We start from the raw sequence: 23304 nt of genomic DNA on the forward strand, positions 1-23304 counted from the left end.
GAAGTTCACCGGGACCGGGTGGGGGACACGTCAACCACCGCCTTTGTTACGATGGGGTCTCGACAACACTCCCCGCTTCCCCTGCGTGTCTGCTGCGCCTTTCCTGGGAACCGGTGTGCTCCGACAGCGGCACGAAAGGTGGGACCCCATGATCCCGGTGCTGCTGCTGCTCCACGGAGTCATGGCACTGTTCGCTCCCGCGATCCTCAAGCGCACCGGGCGCTCCGGTTTCTACGTGGTGGCCCTCGCCCCCCTGGTGGGCCTCGTGTGGCTGCTGTCCCAGACCTCGCGCGTCTACGGCCCCGAGCACGGCTGGTCCACCACTCTGGAGTGGATCCCCCAGCTGGGGATCACCCTCTCGTTCCGCATGGACGCCCTGGCCTACATGATGTGCCTGCTGGTGCTCGGTGTGGGAACCCTGGTGCTCGCGTACTGCGCCCGCTACTTCAAGGCGGATGCGCAGGACATCGGCTCGTTCGCGGCGCAGCTCGTGGCGTTCGCCGGGGCCATGTTCGGGCTGGTCACGGCGGACGACCTCATGGTGCTGTTCGTCTTCTGGGAGATCACCTCCGTGCTCTCCTTCCTCCTCATCTCCTACTCCCGGACCAAGCTGGCCGCACGGCGTGCCGCGCTGCAGGCCCTCGTGATCACCACCGCGGGTGGGCTGGCCATGCTCGTGGGGCTCATCATGCTGGGGACCGAGGCCGGGACGTTCCGGATCTCCGGCGTGCTGGCGGCCGCCCCGGAGATGCTGGGCTCCACCACGGTGGACGTCGCCGTGGTGCTGGTGCTCGCGGGCGTGGTGACCAAGTCCGCGCTGTTCCCCACGCACTTCTGGCTGCCCGCCGCCATGGCCGCGCCCACCCCGGTCTCCGCCTACCTCCACGCCGCGGCCATGGTGAAGGCGGGCATCTACCTCGTGGCCCGGCTCGCCCCCGGGTTCGCGCAGACGCAGTACTGGCTCCCGGTCACGCTGACCCTGGGGCTCGGCACCATGATCTTCGGCGGCTGGGTGGCGCTGCGGCAGTACGACCTCAAGCTCATCCTGGCCTACGGCACCGTGAGCCAGCTCGGGTTCATCACGGCGGTGGTGTCCTTCGGCACCGCGGACACGGCCATGGCGGGCATGGGCATGGTCATGGCCCACGGCCTGTTCAAGGCCACCCTGTTCCTCGCCGTGGGCGTGATCGACCACCAGGCCGGGACCCGTGACATCCGCCGGCTCTCGGGCGTGGGCCGCATGGCACCCAAGCTGTTCACGGTGTCCGTGATCGGTGCGGCCTCGATGGCGGGGATTCCGCCACTGCTGGGCTTCGTGGCCAAGGAGGCCGTGCTCACCGCGTTCTGGGGCGACGTCTCCGAACTCGCCGGGGCGGTGGCCCTGGTCTGCGCCGTGGTCGGGTCCGTGCTCACGGTCGCGTACAGCGCCCGCTTCCTGTGGGGCGGCTTCGCCCGCAAGTCCGCGTCCTTCTCGGATCTCGACGCCGCCCCCGACGGCCAGTCGGTCATCAGCGACTTCACGCCCGCGTCGTGGGCCTTCCTCATGGCGCCCATGGTCCTCGCGGGAGCCACCGTGGTGCTGGGTCTGTTCCCCGCGCCCCTGGAGGCGGGGATCAAGCCCTACCAGGAGCTGTTCCCCCACGCGGAGGAGTCCCACGTGCACCTCGAGCTGTGGCACGGGCTGACCCCGGCGCTGGGCTTCTCCGCGTTCATCATCGTGGCCGGGCTGCTGCTGCACAGGGCACGCAGGCCGGTGTCCCGCCTCCAGCGGCGGCTCCCCTCACTGCCCTCCGGTGACTACGTGTACCGCTGGATCATCAACGTGCTGGACATCGTGGCGGTGTGGCTGACCGGGCGCACCCAGCGTGGTTCGCTCATGTTCTACCTGTCCGTGATCCTCGTGACGGCCGTGGTGGTGCCGCTCGTGGCCCTGTTCTGGTTCGAGACCCCACCCCTCGCGGGCTTCCGCGTGGCGGACTCACCGGCGCAGCTGGCCACCGGGATCGCCATGGTGGCGGCGGCCCTGCTCGTGCTCACCGCGGGCAAGCGGTTCCTGGCGGTGCTGCTGGTCTCCGTCACGGGCTACGGGCTGGCCCTGCTCTTCGCGCTGCACGGCGCCCCGGACCTCGCCCTCACCCAGATGCTCGTGGAGACGATCTCCCTGGTGGCCTTCGTGCTGGCGCTGCGCTCGCTGCCCGGTCCGCTGTGGAACCGGCGCAAGGCCGGGCACCGGGTCTTCCGCGCGGTCTTCGCGGTGGTCTTCGGCATCTTCATGATGGCGCTCGCCGCCTTCTCGATCTCCTCCCGCACCGCGGAGCGGATCTCCCTGGACATGCCATCCATGGCATACGAGCTGGGCCACGGCGAGAACGTGGTGAACGTGATCCTCGTGGACATCCGGGCGTGGGACACCATGGGGGAGATCTCCGTGCTCACCGTGGCCGCCACCGGTATCGCCTCCCTGATCTTCGTGAAGGGCCGTGGCGACCGGCTGCGCAGCGAGCGCCACCGGCTGGACACCCGGCGGCTGCAGGCGCTGCGCGGCGCGGACTCCGCGGCGCACTCCACGCAGGCCAGGACCCAGGAGATCGAGGTGGCCCGGCGCTTCTCCTCCCGCCCGGACGCGGACCCGTTCCTGCTGGCCGGGCGCACGCTCGCCCCGGAGCGGCGCTCGATCATCTTCGAGGTCGTGGCGCGCCTGCTGTTCCACACCTTCATGCTGGTCTCCCTCTACCTCCTGCTCGCGGGGCACAACGACCCCGGCGGTGGGTTCGCCGGAGGGCTCATGGCCTCCCTGGCCCTGACGCTGCGCTACCTGGCCGGCGGCCGCTACGAGCTCGAGCGGGCCACGCCCGTCAACGCGGGGTGGATGCTCGGCGCGGGGCTCGCACTGGCCTCCCTGTACGCCCTGACGCCCCTGTTCTTCGGCGGGGCGGTCATGGAGAGCTACACGTTCGAGTGGGACCTGCCGCTGTTCGGGCACGTGAAGTTCGTGACCGCGCTGATCTTCGACGTGGGCGTGTACCTGATCGTGGTGGGCCTAGTGCTCGACATCCTGCGCTCGCTGGGCGGGCGGATCGACGAGCGCATCGAGCGCTCTGCGGTCGAGGACGACCGCAAGCGCACGGGCCGGGGTTCCCGCATCCGCCTGACCCGCAACGGGCCCGTGATGACGGCCACCCGCTCCGAGGACCCGGACGCCCCCGAGGGCTCCATGGTCTCGGGGGACGAGACCTCGGAGGTGCGGCCGTGACCGTGAACCTGACCCTGCTCGTGGTGATGGGCGTGCTGTTCTCCGTGGGGGTGTACCTGCTCCTGGAGCGCTCCCTCACGCGCGTGCTGCTGGGACTCATGCTGCTGACCAACGGAGCGAACCTGCTGATCCTGCACACCAGTGGGGTGCCGGGCGTGGCACCGCTCTACGACTCGTCCCTGGACCCCTCCGAGTACTCGGACCCCCTGCCGCAGGCGCTCGTGCTGACGTCCATCGTGATCTCCCTGGCCACCACGGCCTTCCTGCTGTCCATGATCTGGCGCTCCTGGATCCTGGCCCGCCGGGACGAGATCCAGGACGACCTCGAGGACCGCCGCGTGGCCCAGCAGTCCTCGTACGACGCCGAGGACGACGACGCCATCCCGCAGGACGCCTCGGAGTTCGCCACCCCGGACGCCCCCTTCACGCCCTCGCGCCACAATGCCGAGGAGGCCTCGGAGTCACCGGGCCACCACAGGGTGGAGACGCAGCCGCGAACGGACAGGAGGGATCCGCATGAGCACTGACCTGGCGCAGCTGGCACCGCTCGCGGTGCTCATCCCGTTCCTCGGTGCGGCTCTGAACTTCGTGATCGTGCACCGCAACAGGCTCCAGCGCACCGTGACCGTGGGGGCCATGGCACTGACGCTGGTCCTGGACGCCGTCATGCTCGCGGACGTGTGGAACCAGGGCCCCCAGGCCGTGCACCTGGGTGGCTGGGCGGCCCCGTACGGGATCGTCATGGTGGTGGACCAGCTCTCCGCGCTCATGCTCGTGGTGTCGGTGGTCGTGTCCCTCGCGGTGCTCGTCTACGCGGTGAGCGAGGGCGTGGCCGGAGGGGACGACGAGGGTCCCATCTCGATCTTCTACCCCACGTTCCTGCTGCTCGTGGCCGGTGTCTCCAACGCGTTCCTGGCGGGGGACCTGTTCAACCTCTACGTGGGCTTCGAGATCCTCCTGACGGCCTCCTACGTGCTGCTCACCATGGGAGGGACCGCGCAGCGCATCCGGGCGGGCGTGACCTACGTGGTGGTCTCGGTGATCTCCTCGATCCTGTTCCTCATCACCCTGGGGATGATCTACGGCGCCACCGGCACCGTGAACATGGCGGACCTCTCCGTGAAGCTCGCCGACCTCCCGCAGGGCACGCAGCTGCAGCTGCACCTCATGCTGCTGATCGCGTTCGGGGTCAAGGCCGCGGTGTTCCCGCTGTCCTTCTGGCTCCCGGACTCCTACCCCACGGCCTCCGCGCCGGTGACCGCGGTGTTCGCGGGGCTGCTGACCAAGGTGGGCGTCTACTCGATCATCCGCACCGAGACCCTGCTGTTCCCGGACCGGCAGATCAACGGGCTGCTGATGTGGGTGGCCCTGCTGACCATGTTCGTGGGCATCCTGGGTGCGCTGGCCCAGATCGACATCAAGCGCATGCTCTCCTTCACGCTCATCAGCCACATCGGCTACATGATCTTCGGGATCGCCGTGGGCACGCCCCAGGCCCTGGCGGCCGTGGTCTACTACATCGCCCACCACATCGTGATCCAGACGAGCCTGTTCCTGGTGGCCGGGCTGATCGAGCGCCGCGGCGGGTCCACCAACGTGGACCGCCTCGCGGGGATGCTGCGGATCTCGCCGCTGCTGGGCGTGCTGTACCTGATCCCTGCGCTGAACCTGGGCGGGATCCCGCCGTTCTCGGGTTTCCTGGGCAAGGTGGGGCTGCTCGAGGCGGGCATCGCGAGCGGCACCTGGCTGGACTACCTGCTGGTGGGTGTGTCCGTGCTCGTCTCGCTGCTCACGCTGCTGGCGCTGATCCGCGTGTGGAACCGCGTGTTCCTGCGCCGCGTGGAGGACGCCGAGTACCCGGATCCCGTGCTGCGGGCCACCACGGCCCAGGGGCACCGCCCGCTCAACTCGCGCGTGGTGACCGGCAACCCGGGCAGCGTGCTGTCCGGCGGCTCCGAGGTGGTCCTGCTGCCCCGGACCATGGTGGGAGCCACTACCGCTCTCGTGGTGGTGGGGGTGGCGCTCACGGTCTTCGCGGGTCCGCTGTTCGACCTCGCGGGCAGCGCCGCGGACAACCTGGTGCACCCGGACCGCTACATCGACGCCGTGCTGGCCCCCGTGGGCGAGGGCGGCGTGAGCGAGGAGGCACCATGAGTACGTCCGCCGTCCGTCGCCAGGCCCGCAACTCCCTGCGGGCCGAGCTGCCGCTGATCCTGTGGCTCGTGGTGGTGTGGGGAGCTCTGTGGGGGGACTGGAGCCCCGGCAACCTGGTCTTCGGGCTGCTGCTGGCCCTGCTGGTCACGCGCACCCTGGTGCTGCCCCCGGTGCGGCTGTCCGGGCGCTTCAACGTGGTGCACTTCGTGCTGTTCGTGGTCACGTTCGTGTGGCAGGTGGCCAAGGCGAGCATCCACGTGTTCCGAGTGGCGCTGGTGCAGGGACCGCGCGTGCACAACGCCGTGCTGCGGGTGCCGCTGCGGCAGAACAACGATCTGCTGATGACCGCCGTGGGGCACACCATGGCGCTGATCCCCGGGTCACTGGTGGTCGAGGTGGACCGGGGGAACGGGATCCTCTACTTCCACGTCCTGGACATCGCCACGCCGGAGCAGGCCGAGGCGTTCCGGCGCTCGGTGCTGGACACCGAGGCCGCCTGGATCCGCATCATGGGCTCGCGGGAGGACCTGGCGCTGCTGCCGGTCAAGGGTGACCCCGACCGCACGGAGGCCACGGGCGCCGTCGAGTCCCCCACCGAAGACATGGACGAGGCCGGGAGCGGGCCCGGAGAGGAGCGGTCATGACCCTGTCCGACGTCGCCGTGTGGGTGTGCGGTGTGATCCTCGCGCTCGCGGCCGCGGGCACCATCTACCGCCTGGCCAAGGGGCCGTCCCTGCTGGACCGGGTGATCGCCACGGACGTCCTCCTGGCCATCGTGGGCGCCGCTCTGGCCGTGGAGATGGTGTACCACCGCCACACGGACAACCTGGTGCTGCTCGTGATCGTCTCCCTCGTGGGGTTCCTGGGCTCGGTCACGGTGGCGCGCAACGTGGGGCTGGACCGCTCATGAACTGGCACACGGTGACGGACGTCGCGGCAGTGGTGTGCCTGGTCGCGGGGACGTTCATGTCGCTCGCGGCCGCGGTGGGCCTCGTGCGCTTCCCCGATCTGCTCTCCCGCATGCATGCGGGCACCAAGCCCCAGGTCTTCGGGCTGCTCCTGCTGCTCACCGCCCTCGCGCTCGCCAGCGGGGAGCCCCGGATGATCCCCCTGCTGGTCCTCGCGTGGATCTTCCAGCTGCTCACGGTCCCGGTCTCCGCGCACATGGTGGGCCGTGCGGCCTACCGTTCCAAGCACCTGCACGAGGAGAACCTCGTGGCGGACGAGCTGCGTGACGTGGTGGCCCGCGCCGGTGAGGACCGGCCCGACTGACGACACACGCGGTGGCGCCACCCGGGCAGGTGACACCACCCCGGCTCACGGGTTCGTATGCTGGGGTGGGAGTACGACGCCGCCGGCCACCACGCGCCGGCGGCACTTTCGAGAACTGAGGAGAATCCCATGAACAAGGCGATGGACATTTTCGGCACGGTGGCCTCCCTGGGCGGCGTGGCCATGGCCAACAAGGCTCTGACCGTGGCGTGGAAGCAGGTCACGGGCAACGAGCCCCCCGCCAAGAACCCGGACGAGGACGAGGCCTGGCGCGACATCATCATCTGGGCCATGATCACCGGTGTGGTGGGCACGGTCATCAAGGTGGGCATTGCCCGCCAGGTGTCCAAGATGCAGTCCGACGACAACGACTCCTCGAAGTCCTCGCAGGCCGAGATCTGAGTCCTGCTCCCGCGGCACTCCCGCCGGCGAGGCCACGCGCTTGGCGCGTCCTCACGGCGGGACTCCGCGGGACCGGGGTGCGGTGCACGGCCCGCACCCCGCACCACAGCGGTCGGCCGGGGCGCCTCGAGCACCCCGGCCGACCGCCGTGGTGGTCTAGACTGGTGGCTCAACGACAGGGGAGCGCCACCGAGGCGCTGAGAGTGCGCGCGAGCGCAGACCCTCGAACCTGATCCGGTTCATACCGGCGCTAGGGAGTCGAGCATCTCAAGAGCCCGTCCGCGGTGCGCGGGGGCTCTTCCCCTCCTGGAACCTTCAGGAGGAGTTCTCATGACGCAGCTCAGCAGCACCCCCACTGGAACCGCACGGGGTACCGCCCGCACGCAGTCCTGGCGGGTCGTGGACATCGTGGTGGCGGCGGTCCTCGCCGCGGCGTGCGCGGTGATCTTCTGGATGTGGTCCAACCTGCTGTACCCCGTGGTCTCCACGGCCGCGGTGGCGTATCCGCCCTCGGCGGGGCTCATCTCGGGCGGCTGGCTCGTGGCGGGCACCCTGGGCGCGCTCATCATCCGCAAGCCCGGCGCGGCCCTGTTCTGCGAGCTGCTCGCGGCGGTGCTGGAGGGCTTCCTGGGAACCCACTTCGGGTGGACCGTGGTGATCTCCGGTCTCGTCCAGGGTCTCGGAGTGGAGCTCGTGTTCCTCCTGACGGGCTACCGCCGCTTCGGCCTGGCCGTGGCCACCGCGGCCGGTGCGCTCTCCGGACTGTTCCTCGGGGCGAGCGAGGACATCATGTACAACTATGAGTGGGCCCTGGACCAGAAGGTCGTCTACGCCGCGCTCACCACCCTCTCCGGTGCGGTGATCGCCGGTGCCCTGATGTGGCTCGTGGTGCGCGCGCTGCAGGCCACCGGGGTGCTGGGGGCCCTGGCCTCCGGCGCCACGCGCCGTCGATGACGGAACCGGCGGGGTCAGCGCCCACGGGTGCGGCCGTGCGGCTGGAGCGGTTCGGGTGGCACTATCCCGGCCGTCAGGATCCGAGCCTCCGTGACGTCACCGCCGTGCTCGAACCCGGGGAGCGCGTGCTGCTGCTGGGGCCGTCCGGCGCCGGGAAGTCCACGCTGCTGCAGGCCCTCGCGGGGGTGGAACAGGATCCGGACGGGCAGTCCCGCTCCGGCGGGCTGAGCGTGGACGGCGTGGACCCACGGGAGGCGCGCGGGGCCGTGGGCTTCATGCACCAGGACCCCGAGACCCAGGTGATCCTCTCCCGCGTGGGGGACGACGTCGCGTTCGGGCTGGAGAACATCTCGGTGCCCCCCGAGCAGATCTGGCCCCGCGTGGACGAGGCGCTCGCGCGGGTGGGGCTGACGCTGCCCCTCGCGCACTCCACCACGGCCCTGTCCGGCGGGCAGAAGCAGCGCCTCGCGCTCGCGGGAGTCATGGCCATGCGACCCCGGCTGCTGCTGCTGGACGAGCCCACCGCGAGCGTGGACCAGGAGGGCGCGGAGCAGCTGTGCCGGGCTGTCTCCGAGGCGGTGTTGCGGGACGGCATCACGCTCGTGGTCGTGGAGCACCGGGTGGCCCTGTGGGAACCCGTGGTGGACCGGGTGATCGTGCTGGACGAGCACGGCCGGGTGGCCTTCGACGGTCCCACCCGCGAGACCCTCCACGACGCCCGCCACCTGCTCCAGGAGCAGGGCACGTGGGTGCCCGGCTGGGTTCCGACCACGCGCGCACCCGCCCCGGCGGACACCCGCGGCCCGGACGCCGGGGAGGTGCTGCTGAGCGCCCGGGACCTCGCCGTCTCCCGCGTGCAGCCGACGCGGCGCGAGATCGCCCGCAGGCGGCGTCGTGCCCGGAAGGCCTGGCGGCGCGGCACGGACGCGGCTGTGGACCCCCTGGACGGCTGGGACGCGCCCGTGGCCGCCGAGGGCATCAGCCTGGACGTCCGCGCGGGCCGTGCGCTCGCCGTGACCGGCGTGAACGGGGCGGGCAAGTCCACCCTGGCGCTGACGCTGGCGGGTCTGCTCGTGCCCGTGCGCGGCACGGTGCGGGCCTCCGCGGCGCTCGCGGACGGCGCGCCGCAGGACCCCTCGCTGTGGGATGGCGGGGAGCTGATCCCGCGCGTGGGCACGGTCTTCCAGCACCCCGAGCACCAGTTCCTGCGTCCCACCGTGCGCGCCGAGCTCGAGTTCGGACCGCGTCAGCTGCTGCGCCGCGCCGGAGCCTCGAAGGACGAGCTGCCGGAGCACGACGCCGCCCGGGTGGAGGACCTGCTGCGTCGCCTGCGCCTCGAGGACCTCGCGGACGCCAACCCGTTCACGCTGTCCGGTGGTCAGAAGCGCCGGTTGTCGGTGGCCACCGTGCTCGCGGCGGCCCCGCGCGTGCTGATCCTGGACGAACCCACGTTCGGCCAGGACGCCCAGACCTGGAGGGAGCTCGTGGACCTGCTCGTGGCGGAGATGGACCGGGGCACGGCGGTGGTCGCCGTGACCCACGACCGCGACCTCGTGGCGGCGCTGGAGGCGCAGGACGTGAGGCTCGGCTCATGAGCACGCCCGTGGCGCCGTCCATGTTCGGTCCCCGCACGGGGCTGCTGTCCCGCGCCAACCCGGTGGTCAAGCTGCTGGGGGCGCTGCTGATCACGCTCGTGATCGTGGTGAGCGCGGACCCCGTGACCAACGCCGTGGCCCTCGCGGGGCAGCTCGTGCTCCTCGCGGGGGTGGGGCTCGGCCCGTGGCGGCTGCTGCGGCTGCTGTGGCCCCTCGCGGTGGCCGCGCTGATCAGCGGCTGGGGCACCGCGATGCTCTCGCCCGCGGGCGGCACGGTCCTCGTGGAGGTCGGCTGGCTCACGATCACCACCGGGTCCCTGGCCGCGGGCGGCGCGATCGCCCTGCGCGGACTCGCGATCGCCCTGCCCGGGATCACCGTGCTGCTGACCACCGACCCCACGGATCTCGCGGACGGGCTCGCCCAGACCCTCAGACTGCCGGCGCGGTTCGTGCTCGCGGCGCTCGCGGCCATGCGGCTGGTCGAGGTCATGGTCACCGAGTGGAGCGTGCTCGCATCCGCCCGCCGGGCACGCGGCGCGGGGGGCCGGAGCGGCCCGGTGGGGGCCGCGCAGGAGTTTGGCGGTCAGGCGTTCGCCCTGCTCGTCCAGTCCCTGCGCCGGGCCACGCGGCTGGCCATGACCATGGAGGCGCGTGGCTTCGGCGCCGGGCCGCGCACGTGGGCGCGGAGTCTGCACTGCAGCCGCGTGGACGTTCTCGTGGGCACCGCCGTGGTGCTCGCCGCGGTGGGTGCCCTGGTGGTCTCCCTGGCGCTGGGCACGCACCGCTTCATCTGGCAGTGAGGCCGCCGCCGACGCCGCCCGGCGTGACGGCTCTCTGCGCGCCGGAGGTGGCCAGTGGGGGGAAGTGCGCACTTGCGCCGGGCGCTGGCCCGGGCCGGGTCAGCCCACCAGGAAGCCGGTGAGCGTGCGCGTGAGCTCCGGGTCCGTGGGCACCGGGTGCCCGTCCACGGCGGTCACGGGGACGGCCAGGCGGACCGAGGACGTCAACCACACGGCATCCGCTCGCAGCAGGTCCCGTGGGTACAGGGGGCGGTGCTCCGCCGCCCAGCCGTGGGCGCGGGCGGTCTCGAAGATCCGCGCCTGGGAGGTCCCGGGAAGGATCCCGCGGGACGGTTCGGGCGTGACGAGGGTGGGCTGGGCGCCCGGCGCGGTGCGCGCGCAGATCACCGAGGACGTGGCCCCCTCCAGGATGCGGTGGTCGGAGGATGTCATGAACACGGCGTCCTGCGCCCCGTGCTCCCGCGCGTGGCGCACCGCGGCCATGTTCACCGCGTAGGACAGCGTCTTCACCCCGGGCAGCAGCCACGGCAGGTCGGTGTCCTCGGCGGGATCGTGACCGCGTTCCAGCAGCAGGACGCGCAACCCGTCCCGGCGTGCCGCGAACGTGGCGGCGGGAACCGGGGAGGCGGTGAGCCATGCCCAGGGTTCTCCGCCCGGGACGCCCCGAGAGATGCTGAGCTTCACCGCGTGCTCCGCCCCGAGGCCCAGGAGCTCGTCCCGGGAACCGGGCCCGGCGGCGTCGAGCGCCATGCGCAGAGCGGTGCGGCACGTGGCGGCGGAGGGAGCGGGCAGTGCGGCGCTGCGCGCCGAGGAGCACAGCCGATCGTGGTGGGCGGCGAACTTGTAGGCGTCCCCGTCCAGGACGTGCATGGTCTCGAACACGCCGTCCCCGCGGGTCAGTGCCTGGTCCTCGAGGACCACGTGCGGACGCTCAGGGTCCACGAGCCGCGGTTCACCCGCGGGTGAGATGACCACGGCCGCGCCGCCGCGTGGGGTCATGAGGGGTCCCGGTCCTCCGGGGCGGGCTCCCCCGAGGACGGGCCGGGGTGGATGATGTCCGCGCACTCCCACACGGGATCCTCCGCGAGGTACTCCTCCTCCTGGGCGGCCCACTGGTCCCAGTGGCCCTCGTAGGCTGCGCCGTCACGCTCCAGGGCGCGCCGTCGCCGCTGGGAGGTGGGCAGCTCCACCCACACGGACGTGTCCAGGAGCACCCGGGCCTCGCGGTGGCACGCGCCCACGCCCTCCAGCAGGACGATCTCGGCGGTGCGGGTGAGCCGCGGGGTGCCCGGCTCACTCGTCAGCCAGTCCCACGCCGTCCAGTGCGCGTCCTGGCCGTGGCGCAGGGGCTCGAGGATCTCCGTGCGGTACGCGGCCATGCCCTCCAGCAGGCCGTCCCACCCGGGATAGAGGTCCTCCAGGCGGAAGACCACGACGTCGTGCGAGCGGCGCAGCACGGCGGCGAGCTGGTCCGTGAGCGTGGTCTTGCCAGCCCCGGAACGCCCGTCGATGCCCACCAGGCAGGGCCTGCGCGTGGCCGCCGGGAGCAGCCGCGCCAGGTTGACCCCGTCCGGGAAGTTCTCGATCTCCTCCGGCTGGAACACCTCGTCGGGGGCGATCACGAGGCGGACACCCGTTCGCCCAGCCACGAGACCACCCCGGGCACGGCCGCGCTGATCTGCTCCCACGCGGTGTTGAAGTCCTCGGACCCGCCGTACCAGGGGTCGGCAATGTCCAGGTCCGTGTGCTCGGGATCCACGGCCGGGTCGAAGCTGCGCATCAGGCGCACGGTGTCCGGGTGGCCCTCGGGCAGCCGCTGACGCAGCCTGCGGGCGTGCTCGGCGGTCATGGCGAGCAGCAGATCCGCCTCCGCGAGCTCGCGGTCCGTGACGCGGTGCGCGCTGTGCTCCCGCAGCTCCAGCCCGTTGTCCGCGAGGACGGCGCCGGCGCGGGGGTCCACGGGGTTGCCGTGCTCCTCGTCGCTCACGCCGGCAGAGCCCACGGTGACGGCGTCACCGAGCCCGGCGCGCTCGATCTCACGGCGAAGCAGGGCCTCGGCCATGGGGGGAGCGGCAGATGTTGCCGGTGCACACCGTGACGATTTCGATCATGGCCACCACTGTACGAAAAATCCGTCGGCGGCGAGTGCGTCACCGTGCCGGGCGTCCCGCCCACGTCTGGCGCTCGATGCCCGAGAGCAGCAGGTCGAGACCCGCCGCGTACTCGGCGCGGTCGTCGTGGCGGCGGAACTCGCCCAGCACCGAGTGCACGAACGGGAAGTCCTGCGCGCTCGCGTGGTCCCAGCGTTCGAGCTGCTCGCGGAACATCTGCTCGGCGTCCTGCTCGTGGCGCTGGGCCTGGCGCTGGGAGATCTCCGCGCCCATCCCGGAGGCGTAGTTGCTCACGGCCATGGAGGCGTGGAACTGCTGCGAGGTGCTCAGCTCCATGCGCTGCAGGATCTGCCCGGTGCACTCCCACGTGCGCAGGGCGTTCTCCTCGTCCGGGCCCGCGTGCACCAGCTGCTCCGCGAGCCAGAGGTGCTCCAGCATCTGGGCGAACAGGCACAGGGAGAGCCGGCGCAGGTCTACGAGGGCTTCCCGGGTGCGGGCGCTCGTGCGGGGGTCCGGTTCCGGGGCCCGCAGCTGCGCGAACTGCTCGGGCGCGCTCTGCCCCGCCGCCCGCAGCGTCTCGAACTGCGCGAGCGCGCGGCCCAGCACCTCGTCCGCGACCATGGCCATGAGCTCGTCCTTGCCCGAGGCGTACCAGTAGAGGCTCGCCACGCCGCTTCTGAGCTCGGCGGCCAGCCCCCGCAGGGTCAGTCGCGCCGCGCCGTCCCGGTCCAGCATGGCGATCGCGGTGTCCACGATCGACTCCACGGACAGGCTCGCACGACGCCGCCCGCCCGCCCTGGTACTCGCGCCGCGAGTCCGCGGAGCGGGGCTGCCATCCTGCGGCTCCCGCGGCGGCACTCGTGCGTGCGGGTCGGGGGAGGGCTCTGCTGCGGGTCCGCGGGCGGCTGTCATGGGGATCACGGTACGCAGGGTGTTGCGTGGAATCAAACACCGTTCTATTCTCGAACACAATTCGATTATCGAACGTTGTTCGACCTTTCCGGAAGGACCTGTCATGACCCAACTCGTCGTCGGCGGCGCACGGCACCGCGCCGCCACCGCACCCCAGAGCCTGCGTGCCGCGTGGCCCGCACTGCTGGGCCTGTGCCTCACCCAGCTCGTGGAGATGGTGGACAACTCCATCCTCAACGTGGCCGTGCCCGTGATCGGGCGGGACCTCAACGCCAGCCCCACGGACCTGCAGTGGATCGTGGGTGCCTACTCCCTCACCTTCGGCGGGCTGCTCATGGTCGGGGGCACTCTGGGGGACCGTCTCGGGAGGCGCCGCACCATCTCGTGGGGTCTCGCGCTCTTCGGACTCGCGGGACTCGCCGTGCTGCTCGTCCAGACCCCCGCGCAGCTCATCGCGGTGCGCGCCGTCTCCGGAGCCTTCGCGGCGCTGATCGCGCCCATCACCATGTCCCTGCTGTTCCGGCTCTTCGACCGGGACGACCTCCGGGTCCGCGCCATCGGCCTGGTCATGACCGTCTCCCTCATCGGCTTCGCCCTGGGGCCCACCCTGGCGGGACTCGCGCTCGAGCACATGCCGTGGCAGATGCTGCTGGTGCTCAACGCCCCCGTGGCGCTCTTCGCGTGGATCGGCGTGCGCGCGGGGCTCTCCCCGGACCGGGATGAGGACCGTCGCGGCGGCGGCACGGACGTTCCCGGGGCCGTGCTCTCGGTGGCGGCGCTGGGGCTGCTGCTCTACACCTTCACCGCGGGAGTGGAGTACGGGTGGCTGGACCTCCGCACCCTGGGCATCCTGGCGGGAGGGCTGCTCGCGCTCGCCGGGTTCGTGTGGCGGGAGCGCACCGCGGTGGACCCGATGCTGGACCTGTCCCTGCTGAGCATCCCCACGGTGCGGGGGTCCGCGATCCTGCAGACCTCAGTGATGACCGCGATGGCCGGCGTGATGTTCGTGTCCACCCAGCTCTACCAGTTCGCCTGGGGGTGGAGCCCCCTGCAGGCCGGGCTCGCCAACCTGCCGTTCGTGGTGGGCATGCTGGGGGCGGGGCCCTTCGTGGACCGCGCGGTGGCGGCCTGGGGGCACCGGCGGACCTCCACCGGTGCGGTCCTGCTGCTGCTCGCGAGCCTCGGGGTGTGGGTCTACGCCGTGGGCCACGGGTTCGTGTGGTGCGCGCTGGGGATGCTCATGATGACGGCCGCCATGCGGACCATCATGACCACGGGGGCCGTGGCACTCATGGGGGCGTTGCCCGAGAGCCACACCTCCATGGGATCGGCCATGAACGACACCGCCCAGGAGGTGGGCAATGCCGTGGGGCTCGCGCTGGTGGGCACCGTGATGGCATCCGTGGTGGGCACCGCCCTGCCCACTGGCGCGTGGGACCCCGCTACCGTCCTCGCGTTCGTGCACTCGCAGCAGATCTCGTTCGCGCTGCTCGCGGTGCTGGTGGTGGCCGCCGTGGGTCTGCGCACGCCGGACTCCCGGCAGACGGGGGAGCACTGACGGGTGCCGCCGCCCATGAGCAACGGGGTGCACGTCCGTGGACGTGCACCCCGTTGGTCGGTGCTTCTCAGGAGGGCGTCACCGCCCCCGCACTACTTCTGGTTGGCGTTGTGGGGGGTGGTCTGTTCCCACGGCGCCTCGTCCTGGGGCGTCTGATCCACGATGTCGTCCACCGCGGAGGAGACCCAGCGGGACTTGTACTGGAAGTCCGTCTCGTCCCCGTTCTCGTCCGTCTGGCGGTACCACTCGGTGATGGCCGGATCGTGCGAGTCGAAGGAGTCGCCGGCGGCACGGTGGCCCTCGGCGTGCTCCACCTGCAGCGCGAAGTTGTCGCCGTGCTCGGCCAGGCCCGTGGACACGGCCTTCTCCACCGCGGACAGCGCGAAGCGCGTACGCAGGGTGGCGGGATCGTTGCGCAGGTCGCGGTAGAGCGCCACCATCATGAACGCCAGGATGAACGCGAACGGCAGCGCGGAGACGATCACCAGGTTCTGCATCCCGGCCAGGGCGTCGTCGCCGCCCACCAGCAGCATCACGATGGCGATGCCGGAGAGGCACACGCCCCAGAAGACCACGATCCACTTGCTGGGCTCGGGGCGCCCGCGCTGGGTCATGGTGCCCATGACCACGGAGGCGGAGTCCGCGCTGGTGATGAAGAAGATGCCGATCACGACCATGGCGAGCACGGACGTGACCCCGGTCAGCGGCAGCTGGTCGAAGAGGCCGAACAGCATGGACTCCGCGCCGTCCTCCACGGAGAGGTCCGCGCCGTTCTTGGCGAAGTACATGGCCGATCCGCCGAAGACGATGAACCACAGCACGCACACGGAAGCCGGGACCACGAGCACCACGGTCACGAACTGGCGGATGGAGCGCCCGCGGGAGATCTTGGCGATGAACATGCCCACGAACGGGGACCAGGAGAGCCACCAGGCCCAGTAGTACACGGTCCAGGTGTTGGAGAACTCGGCGCTCTCAGGTCCCCACGCCGCGGACTGGCCGGTCATGAAGAGGAATTCGGAGATGTAGGTCGAGAACGTGGAGGGGATCAGCGTCAGCAGGTAGACGGTGGGTCCCACGAAGAACACGAACAGCGCCAGGACGAACGCGAGCGTCAGGTTGATGTTGGAGAGGTAGCGGATGCCGCGGGAGACGCCCGAGACCGCCGAGATGATGAAGCCCACGGACAGCAGTGCGATGAGCAGGATCAGGACGTTGTTGCCCAGCTCGCCGATGCCGCCCACGATCGAGATGCCGGAGCCGATCTGCATGGCGCCCATGCCCAGGGAGGCCGCGGTGCCGAACAGGGTGGCGAAGATGGCGAAGACGTCGATGAGCTTGCCCAGGGGCCCGTCCACGCGCTTGTGACCCAGCAGCGCGGTGAACACGCGGGAGATCAGGGGTGCGCGGCCGCGGCGGTAGGCGCCGTAGGCCACGGAGACGCCGACCACGGCGTAGATGGCCCACGGGTTCAGTGCCCAGTGGAAGGCGGACTGCACGAGGGCGTACACCGCCATGGACTCCTCCCCGGCTTCGGCCACGTGGGAGAAGCCGGGAATTCCGCTCTCGAAGTAGGTCATGGGCTCGAAGGCCCCGTAGAACATGAGCCCGATGCCCATCCCGGCGGCGAAGAGCATGGCGAGCCAGGAGAAGAAGGAGTACTCGGGCTCCTCGTCGTCACGGCCGAGCTTGATGCGCCCGGTGCGGGTGAAGCCGATGAAGAGCATGAAGAACACGGCTGCGGTGGAGAGCAGGATGAAGAACCACCCCGTGTTCTCCGTGACCCAGGCCAGCGCGGTGGAGGAGACGGCGGAGAGGCTCTCGGTCCCCAGCACACCCCAGGCGATGAAGCCCACGATCAGCAGGGCGGTGATGATGAACACCGCCTTGTCCGTGGAGAACCGCACCTTGCGGTCCTCCACACCCACGCCCGGAACCAGTGCCGGGTGGATGCCGTGGGGGTACGTCAGCTCGTCGAAGATCTGCCGCGGCCTGCTGCGGGTCGTGGATCCGGCGGAGGAGCCGTGGTGGGCGGGGGGTTGCTGCGGTTCCGATTCCGGGGAATGCGGTGGCGTGCTCAAGACAGTTCTCCTGACTGCGGCGGGGGAGTGTGCGATCTCGTGAAGGTGTGTGGTCTCCCGTGGACGTGGTGGGCGCGCGCCCGGAAGCGGGCAGTATTTCGCCCTGGGCGTACAAACCCACGATTGTAACGTCGAATCGGTAGTCGCCCTAACTCATCCGCAGAATTCCGGGGACCGCCGACTCCGCAGTCTTGAGTGAAGCGGACTCAACTTAGGTTGACACCGCCGACTCAATGAGTAAACTTGAGTCTCGAAAGCTCAAGGATTGACGGTCCGGATCAGGAGCCCTACGGGGAGCCCCGGACCGCCCCGCTCCAACGAAAGGACAGAGAATGTCTCGTGCAGTAGGAATCGACCTCGGCACCACCAACTCCGTGGTTGCAGTGCTGGAGGGCGGCGAGCCCGTCGTCATCGCCAACGCCGAGGGTGCGCGCACCACCCCGTCCGTCGTCGCGTTCTCCAAGGACGGCGAGACCCTCGTGGGTGACGTGGCCAAGCGCCAGGCCGTGACCAACGTGGATCGCACCGTGGCCTCCGTGAAGCGCCACATGGGCACCGACTGGACCACCGAGATCGACGGCAAGAAGTACACCCCGCAGGAGATCTCCGCCCGCACGCTCATGAAGCTCAAGGCGGACGCGGAGTCCTACCTGGGTGACAAGGTCACGGACGCCGTGATCACCGTCCCCGCGTACTTCAACGACGCCGAGCGCCAGGCGACCAAGGAGGCCGGCGAGGTCGCGGGCATGAACGTGCTGCGCATCGTCAACGAGCCCACCGCCGCGGCCCTGGCCTACGGCCTGGAGAAGGGCAAGGAGGACGAGCTCATCCTGGTCTTCGACCTCGGTGGCGGCACCTTCGACGTCTCCCTGCTGGAGGTCGGCAAGGACGAGGACGACTTCTCCACCATCCAGGTCCGCGCCACCGCCGGCGACAACCGCCTCGGCGGCGACGACTGGGACCAGCGGATCGTGGACTGGCTGCTGGAGCAGGTGAAGTCCAAGACCGGTGCGGACCTGTCCAAGGACAAGATCGCCCTGCAGCGCCTGAAGGAGTCCGCGGAGCAGGCCAAGAAGGAGCTCTCCTCGGCCACCTCCACCACCATCTCCCTGCAGTACCTGTCCGTGACCCCCGAGGGTCCGGTGCACCTGGACGAGAAGCTCTCCCGCGCCAAGTTCGAGGACCTCACCAAGGACCTGCTGGCCCGCACGGAGAAGCCGTTCAAGGACGTCATCACCGAGGCCGGGATCAACGTCTCCGACATCGACCACGTGGTGCTCGTGGGTGGTTCCACCCGCATGCCCGCCGTGGCCGAGAAGGTCACGGAGATGGCCGGCAAGGCTCCCAACAAGGGCGTGAACCCGGACGAGGTCGTGGCCATCGGCGCCGCCATCCAGGCCGGTGTGCTCAAGGGCGACCGCAAGGACGTGCTGCTGATCGACGTGACCCCGCTGTCGCTGGGCATCGAGACCAAGGGCGGCGTGATGACCAAGCTCATCGAGCGCAACACGGCCATCCCCACCAAGCGTTCCGAGACCTTCACCACGGCGGAGGACAACCAGCCGTCCGTGTCCATCCAGGTCTTCCAGGGTGAGCGCGAGTTCACCCGGGACAACAAGAACCTGGGCACGTTCGAGCTGACCGGCATCGCGCCGGCCCCGCGCGGCATGCCGCAGATCGAGGTCACCTTCGACATCGACGCCAACGGCATCGTGCACGTGTCCGCCAAGGACAAGGGCACCGGCAAGGAGCAGTCGATGACCATCACGGGCGGCACCTCGCTGTCCAAGGAGGACATCGACCGCATGGTCAAGGACGCCGAGGCGAACGCGGACGCCGACAAGCAGCGCCGCGAGGCCGCGGACCGCCGCAACAACGCGGAGCAGACCGCGTACTCGGTGGAGAAGCTGATCAAGGACGACGAGGGCGCCATCCCCGAGGACGTCAAGACCGAGGTCCAGGCGGACGTGGACGCCGTCAAGGCCGCGCTCGAGGGCGATGACGACGACGCCGTGAAGACCGCGTTCGAGAAGCTGCAGACCTCGCAGACCAAGATCGGCGAGGCCCTGTACGCCCAGTCCCAGGCCGAGGGTGCCGCGGGCGCCGAGGCTGGCGCCGCCGGTGCCGAGGGCGCCCAGGCATCGGACGACGACATCGTCGACGCCGAGGTCGTGGACGACGACAACGACGGGAAGAAGTGAGCATGAGCGATTCCGAGAACACCGAGGGCCACGGCCAGTCCGTGCCGGAGGATCCGGAGCAGCCCGCTCAGCACCAGCAGGACGCATCCCAGAACGGGGGGCTCACCGTGGACGACATCCTCGACACCCCCCAGTCCCAGGACGCGGAGTCCGCGGACGCGGCGTCGTCGACCGGCGACGCCGCCCCGGAGGGCGACTCCGAGGCCCAGCGGCTCGCGGACGAGCGGCTCGAGGACCTGCGGCGCCTGCAGGCGGAGTTCGTGAACTACAAGAACCGCACGGTGCGGGAGAAGGACCAGCTGCGGGACTTCGTCTCGGGCGAGCTGGTCTCCGCGCTGCTGCCGGTGCTGGACGACATCGACGCCGCCCGCAAGGCGGGCGACCTCGAGGACGGCCCGTTCGCGGCGATCGCCACCAAGCTCGAGGACGCCCTGGGCAAGAAGGGTCTCACCCGCATCGGTGAGGTGGGGGAGAGCTTCGACCCCAACGTCCACGAAGCCGTGATGCAGCAGCCCACCGACGAGGTGGAGCCAGACCACGTGTCCATGGTGCTGCGTTCGGGCTTCAAGGTGGGCAACCGGGTGGTCCGGGCGGCCCAGGTGGCCGTGGCGGCGCAGCCGTAGAGCACACCAACACCTCGGGGCGGGTCCACATGACGGGACCCGCCCCGAGTCCTACTGAGGAAGATTTCACAGGAAGGAGGCGTCATGGCCAGTCAGGACTGGATCGACAAGGATTTCTACAGCGTCCTGGGCGTCTCCAAGGACGCATCCCCGGAAGACGTCAAGAAGGCGTACCGCAAACTGGCCCGCAAGTACCACCCGGACCAGAACCCGGGGGACGCGGCCGCGGAGAAGAAGTTCAAGGACATCACCGAGGCGAACTCCGTGCTCTCCGACCCGGAGGAGCGTGAGCAGTACGACGCCATCCGGGCCATGGGCTCGGGTGCACGCTTCACGGCCGGTGGGCCCGCGGGCGGCACCGGGGGTGCAGGTTTCGAGGACATCTTCGGGGACCTGTTCAACGGCGGTGGCGGCGGCCGCAGGCGCTACACCACGTCCAGCGGCGGCGGGTTCGAGGACCTGTTCGCGCAGTTCGGCGGTGCCCAGGGTGGGGACACCCGTTTCAGCACCGGTGGTGGCTTCGGCGGCCAGGGTGGTTTCGGCGGCTACCAGGCCCCGCCCACCAAGGGCGAGGACATCCACACGACCACCACCATCCCGCTGCGCTCCGCGTACCACGGCACCACCGTGAAGCTGCGCCGGGGCAACGGGCAGACCACCACGGTGCGCGTGCCCAAGGGCGTGAAGGACGGCCAGCGGCTCAAGATCGCGGGCAAGGGCCACACCGGCCCGGGCGGCAACGGGGACCTGTTCGTGACCGTCAAGGTCAAGGAGCACCCGTTCTTCACCCGGGAAGGCCAGGACGTCCACGTCACGGTCCCGGTGACCGTGAGCGAGGCCGGTCTGGGTGCCACCGTTCAGGTGCCCACCCTGGACGAGGGCCACGTGAACCTCAAGGTCCCGGCGGGCACGTCCTCCGGGCACCGCATGCGCGTGAAGGGCAAGGGATTCACGTCCGGGTCCACCACGGGCAACATGATCGTCACCGTCCAGGTCCAGCTCCCCGCGGATCTCGACGACGCCGCGCAGGAGGCCCTGCGCGAGTTCGCCCGGGCCACGGAGGGCTTCGATCCCCGTGCGTCCCTGAGCGAGGAGGCGGCGGTCTGAGATGCCCATCGACTTCACCCAGCCCGTCTTCGTGATCTCGGTGGCGGCCGAGCTCGCGGACATGCACCCGCAGACGCTGCGACAGTACGACCGCATGGGGCTCGTGACACCGTCCCGCGCCTCCGGCAGGGCACGGCGCTACTCCCAGATGGACGTGCAGAAGCTGCGCCAGATCCAGGAGCTCTCCCAGGAGGGGGTGTCCCTGGAGGGGATCAAGCGCATCATGCAGCTGGAGAACCAGGTGCAGGCGCTGCAGTCCCGGGTCACCGAGCTGAGCGAGGAGCTCGACCGGGAGCGCGAGGCACGGCGCGAGCGGGACATGATCTTCACCGCGGGCTCCGAGGGGGACGTGGTGCGGATCGCCCGCGGCACCCGCCGGGCGCCCCGCAAGGTCTCGCAGGCGCTCATGCTCTACCGCCCGGCCCGGCCGGAGCACGGTGGCCGCGAGACCGCCGCCACTGATGCCCCGTCCGCACGCGGGACGAAGCGCAGCCGCAGCGCGTCCTGAGTGGAGCGAGGTGCCACGGCACGACGGAACCCCGCACCACGAGCTGGTGCGGGGTTCCTGCGCATCTGCCCACTCCGTGGCATCCCGGGCGGAGGGTCACGGGGTCACATCCGTGGTCTCAGCGGCCGAACCGCCCGGGTCGGCATTCTTCTCGCCGCCGGGTCAGCGACGCCGGTAGGTCAGGTCCCGGGGGACGCGCCCGGCCTCGGTGGCCTTGCGCTCGAAGCTCGTGAGGATCCGGCCGTCCCAGCGCGGTGCCCACCCGGTGTCGGGGTGCTCGTCGTCCGCGGCCGGGCCGGGGTGGACGTTCTCGAACTCGGCCTCTGCGGCGTCCAGGACCTCGCGCATGACCACGGCGTACTCCTGCCAGTCCGTGGCCAGCCGCCACAGTCCGCCCGGTTCGAGCACGCGCGCGGCGAGCTCCGCGAAACCGGGGGAGACCAGGCGGCGCTTGTGGTGGCGGGTCTTGTGCCACGGGTCCGGGAAGAACACCCACAGCTCGCGGACCGATGCCGGTTCGAGCATGTGCTCCAGGACCTCGGGGGCATTGGCCTGCGCCACACGCACGTTGGTCACCCCCGCCTGGGCGGCCTTCATGAGCAGGTCCGCCACGCCGGGCTTGTAGACCTCCACGGCCAGGTGGTCCAGCTCCGGGTGCGCGGCGGCGTGCGCGACGATCGCCTCACCCAGCCCCGAGCCGATCTCCACCACGAGCGGTGCCGTCCGTCCGAAGACCGCCTCGTGGTCGAGCCGGTAGGAGGGATCCACGGAGGTGTCGGTCATGACGCGGGGAATGTCCAGGACCCACTCACCGGCGTGCTCGTCCCACGACTTCTGGCGCTTGGGGGAGAGCCGGTCGCCGCGGCGCACGAAGGAGTACGGCTGGCGGTGGAAGGCCGCGGGCGTGGCGGTGCCCTCGGGAGCGTCGGCGGGGGAGGCCGGCAGGGCGGCGTCGTTCTGGGGAGCCTGGGGTGTCTGGTCGCTGGATTCCATCGAGGAACATCCTAGGCGGGCCGTCACGGGAGGTCACGGCGTGGCGGGCGGACCCTACGATGGAGGGCCACCCGCCACCCGCGCCGCGCAGGAGAACCGCATGCCCCAGGACCACGAGCCGCACGCCTCCGCGCCCGGCAGGCCCGGGGCCGTCCGCAGCCGGCTGGGGCTGCCGCCGCGCTGGGACCGGATCGCGCTCGTGGGCTCGCTGGGTGTGCTCTCGGCGGTGAGCCCCATGGCCACGGACATGTACCTCGCGTCCATGCCGGAGATGGCGCAGTGGTTCGGCACGCCCGTGAGCCTGGTCCAGCTGAGTCTGACCGCCTACATGGTGGGCATGGCGGGCGGGCAGTTCCTGCTCGGCCCGCTCTCGGACGTGGTGGGGCGCCACCGGCTGATGGTGGCCGGCAACCTGGTGTTCCTGCTGTCGTCGGTGGGGATCATCCTGGCGCCGGGAATCGGGGTGGTGCTCGCGCTGCGGCTGCTGCAGGGGATCTCCGGGGCGGCCGGTGTGGTGATCGCCCGCGCGGTGGTCTCGGACATCGCCCGCGGACACCGGGCCGCACAGATGTACTCCGTGCTCTCGCTCATCACCTCCCTGGCGCCCGTGGTGGCCCCGCTCGCGGGAGGGGTGATCGCCACCGTGGCGGACTGGCGCACCGCCTTCGCGGTGCTCGCGGTCTTCGGGGCGGTGATGCTCGCGTGCTCGGTGCTCGTGATCCCGGAGACGCTGCCGCGTCACGCGCGCGCCGCGGGAGGGGTGGGGCGGATCCTGCGCAA

Annotated in this window: 22 protein-coding genes and 1 riboswitch; of the genes, 16 read left to right on the top strand and 6 right to left on the bottom strand. The window is 70.7% G+C overall.

The window, feature by feature from the left end; all coding sequences use genetic code 11:
* The first annotated feature begins 148 nt into the window (after nucleotides 1-148).
* The 10 genes from QL985_RS04310 to QL985_RS04355 all read left to right on the top strand — a co-directional run bounded on the left by QL985_RS04310 (nucleotide 149) and on the right by QL985_RS04355 (nucleotide 10430).
* Entirely contained in the window at nucleotides 149-3253 is a 3105-nt protein-coding gene (locus QL985_RS04310) for a Na+/H+ antiporter subunit A (RefSeq protein ID WP_039102142.1), read from the top strand.
* Nucleotides 3250-3780, top strand: coding sequence for a Na(+)/H(+) antiporter subunit C (locus QL985_RS04315; RefSeq protein ID WP_039102143.1), 531 nt, complete (start codon nucleotides 3250-3252; stop codon nucleotides 3778-3780). Before QL985_RS04310 ends, QL985_RS04315 begins: the two co-directional genes overlap by 4 nt.
* On the top strand, nucleotides 3770-5407 hold the full coding sequence (locus tag QL985_RS04320) for a Na+/H+ antiporter subunit D (RefSeq protein WP_039102144.1): 1638 nt from the start codon (nucleotides 3770-3772) through the stop codon (nucleotides 5405-5407). The genes QL985_RS04315 and QL985_RS04320 overlap by 11 nt, the downstream gene beginning before the upstream one ends.
* A complete protein-coding gene (locus QL985_RS04325; RefSeq protein WP_019309987.1) occupies nucleotides 5404-6051 on the top strand; it encodes a Na+/H+ antiporter subunit E in 648 nt (215 codons plus the stop codon). Before QL985_RS04320 ends, QL985_RS04325 begins: the two co-directional genes overlap by 4 nt.
* Nucleotides 6048-6317, top strand: a complete 270-nt coding sequence (locus tag QL985_RS04330; RefSeq protein WP_039102145.1) for a monovalent cation/H+ antiporter complex subunit F — start codon at nucleotides 6048-6050, stop codon at nucleotides 6315-6317. Before QL985_RS04325 ends, QL985_RS04330 begins: the two co-directional genes overlap by 4 nt.
* On the top strand, nucleotides 6314-6679 hold the full coding sequence (gene mnhG / locus QL985_RS04335) for a monovalent cation/H(+) antiporter subunit G (RefSeq protein ID WP_039102146.1): 366 nt from the start codon (nucleotides 6314-6316) through the stop codon (nucleotides 6677-6679). Before QL985_RS04330 ends, mnhG begins: the two co-directional genes overlap by 4 nt.
* 129 nt (nucleotides 6680-6808) lie before the next feature.
* The gene (locus tag QL985_RS04340; protein WP_039102147.1) at nucleotides 6809-7081 is read left to right on the top strand and encodes a DUF4235 domain-containing protein; all 273 of its coding nucleotides are present in this window, start codon (nucleotides 6809-6811) and stop codon (nucleotides 7079-7081) included.
* Between the two features lie 167 nt (nucleotides 7082-7248).
* A riboswitch (TPP riboswitch) is annotated at nucleotides 7249-7355 on the top strand.
* A gap of 56 nt (nucleotides 7356-7411) precedes the next feature.
* Nucleotides 7412-8035 (top strand): ECF transporter S component, encoded by a 624-nt coding sequence (locus QL985_RS04345; protein WP_259905495.1) that lies wholly within the window; start codon nucleotides 7412-7414, stop codon nucleotides 8033-8035.
* Nucleotides 8032-9630: an ATP-binding cassette domain-containing protein gene (locus QL985_RS04350; protein ID WP_121566598.1), complete on the top strand. Its 1599-nt coding sequence runs from the start codon at nucleotides 8032-8034 to the stop codon at nucleotides 9628-9630. Before QL985_RS04345 ends, QL985_RS04350 begins: the two co-directional genes overlap by 4 nt.
* On the top strand, nucleotides 9627-10430 hold the full coding sequence (locus tag QL985_RS04355; RefSeq protein WP_121566599.1) for an energy-coupling factor transporter transmembrane component T: 804 nt from the start codon (nucleotides 9627-9629) through the stop codon (nucleotides 10428-10430). Before QL985_RS04350 ends, QL985_RS04355 begins: the two co-directional genes overlap by 4 nt.
* Nucleotides 10431-10529: 99 nt before the next feature.
* Here QL985_RS04355 and QL985_RS04360 read toward each other — a convergent pair whose 3' ends face one another.
* The 4 genes from QL985_RS04360 to QL985_RS04375 all read right to left on the bottom strand — a co-directional run bounded on the left by QL985_RS04360 (nucleotide 10530) and on the right by QL985_RS04375 (nucleotide 13294).
* A complete protein-coding gene (locus tag QL985_RS04360; RefSeq protein ID WP_121566600.1) occupies nucleotides 10530-11429 on the bottom strand; it encodes an aminotransferase class IV in 900 nt (299 codons plus the stop codon).
* Nucleotides 11426-12079: a hypothetical protein gene (locus QL985_RS04365; RefSeq protein ID WP_223110228.1), complete on the bottom strand. Its 654-nt coding sequence runs from the start codon at nucleotides 12077-12079 to the stop codon at nucleotides 11426-11428. The genes QL985_RS04360 and QL985_RS04365 overlap by 4 nt, the downstream gene beginning before the upstream one ends.
* Complete coding sequence (locus tag QL985_RS04370; protein ID WP_223110227.1) at nucleotides 12049-12492, bottom strand: low molecular weight protein-tyrosine-phosphatase; 444 nt, start codon at nucleotides 12490-12492, stop codon at nucleotides 12049-12051. The genes QL985_RS04365 and QL985_RS04370 overlap by 31 nt, the downstream gene beginning before the upstream one ends.
* Nucleotides 12493-12580: 88 nt before the next feature.
* Nucleotides 12581-13294, bottom strand: coding sequence for a TetR/AcrR family transcriptional regulator C-terminal domain-containing protein (locus tag QL985_RS04375; protein WP_059281876.1), 714 nt, complete (start codon nucleotides 13292-13294; stop codon nucleotides 12581-12583).
* 262 nt (nucleotides 13295-13556) lie between these two features.
* Here QL985_RS04375 and QL985_RS04380 point away from each other — a divergent pair, with 262 nt between their 5' ends.
* Nucleotides 13557-15011, top strand: coding sequence for an MFS transporter (locus QL985_RS04380; protein ID WP_259905492.1), 1455 nt, complete (start codon nucleotides 13557-13559; stop codon nucleotides 15009-15011).
* Between the two features lie 92 nt (nucleotides 15012-15103).
* Here the strand turns inward: QL985_RS04380 and QL985_RS04385 are convergent, their stop codons facing one another.
* Nucleotides 15104-17092 carry a BCCT family transporter gene (locus QL985_RS04385; protein ID WP_059281874.1) on the bottom strand — a complete coding sequence of 663 codons (1989 nt, stop codon included), beginning with the start codon at nucleotides 17090-17092 and terminating at the stop codon, nucleotides 15104-15106.
* A 332-nt stretch (nucleotides 17093-17424) separates the two neighbouring features.
* Between QL985_RS04385 and dnaK the strand changes: the two genes are divergently transcribed.
* The 4 genes from dnaK (at nucleotide 17425) to QL985_RS04405 (ending at nucleotide 21531) form a co-directional block, all read left to right on the top strand.
* The gene (dnaK, locus tag QL985_RS04390) at nucleotides 17425-19293 is read left to right on the top strand and encodes a molecular chaperone DnaK (RefSeq protein WP_019310000.1); all 1869 of its coding nucleotides are present in this window, start codon (nucleotides 17425-17427) and stop codon (nucleotides 19291-19293) included.
* Entirely contained in the window at nucleotides 19290-19916 is a 627-nt protein-coding gene (locus QL985_RS04395) for a nucleotide exchange factor GrpE (protein WP_082698407.1), read from the top strand. The genes dnaK and QL985_RS04395 overlap by 4 nt, the downstream gene beginning before the upstream one ends.
* 84 nt (nucleotides 19917-20000) lie before the next feature.
* Complete coding sequence (locus tag QL985_RS04400) at nucleotides 20001-21023, top strand: DnaJ C-terminal domain-containing protein (protein ID WP_059281717.1); 1023 nt, start codon at nucleotides 20001-20003, stop codon at nucleotides 21021-21023.
* Nucleotide 21024: 1 nt separating this feature from the next.
* Nucleotides 21025-21531: a helix-turn-helix transcriptional regulator gene (locus tag QL985_RS04405; protein ID WP_059281718.1), complete on the top strand. Its 507-nt coding sequence runs from the start codon at nucleotides 21025-21027 to the stop codon at nucleotides 21529-21531.
* Between the two features lie 162 nt (nucleotides 21532-21693).
* On the opposite strand, the gene trmB is transcribed toward QL985_RS04405, so the two are convergent.
* Complete coding sequence (trmB, locus tag QL985_RS04410) at nucleotides 21694-22524, bottom strand: tRNA (guanosine(46)-N7)-methyltransferase TrmB (RefSeq protein ID WP_059281719.1); 831 nt, start codon at nucleotides 22522-22524, stop codon at nucleotides 21694-21696.
* A gap of 100 nt (nucleotides 22525-22624) precedes the next feature.
* Between trmB and QL985_RS04415 the strand changes: the two genes are divergently transcribed.
* Nucleotides 22625-23304: MFS transporter (locus QL985_RS04415; protein ID WP_121566603.1), on the top strand; the 680-nt coding region annotated here is incomplete at its 3' end.

Origin of the sequence: Kocuria sp. APC 4018 (assembly GCF_030407675.1) — a bacterium.
Classification (GTDB): Bacteria; Actinomycetota; Actinomycetes; order Actinomycetales; family Micrococcaceae; genus Kocuria; species Kocuria rhizophila.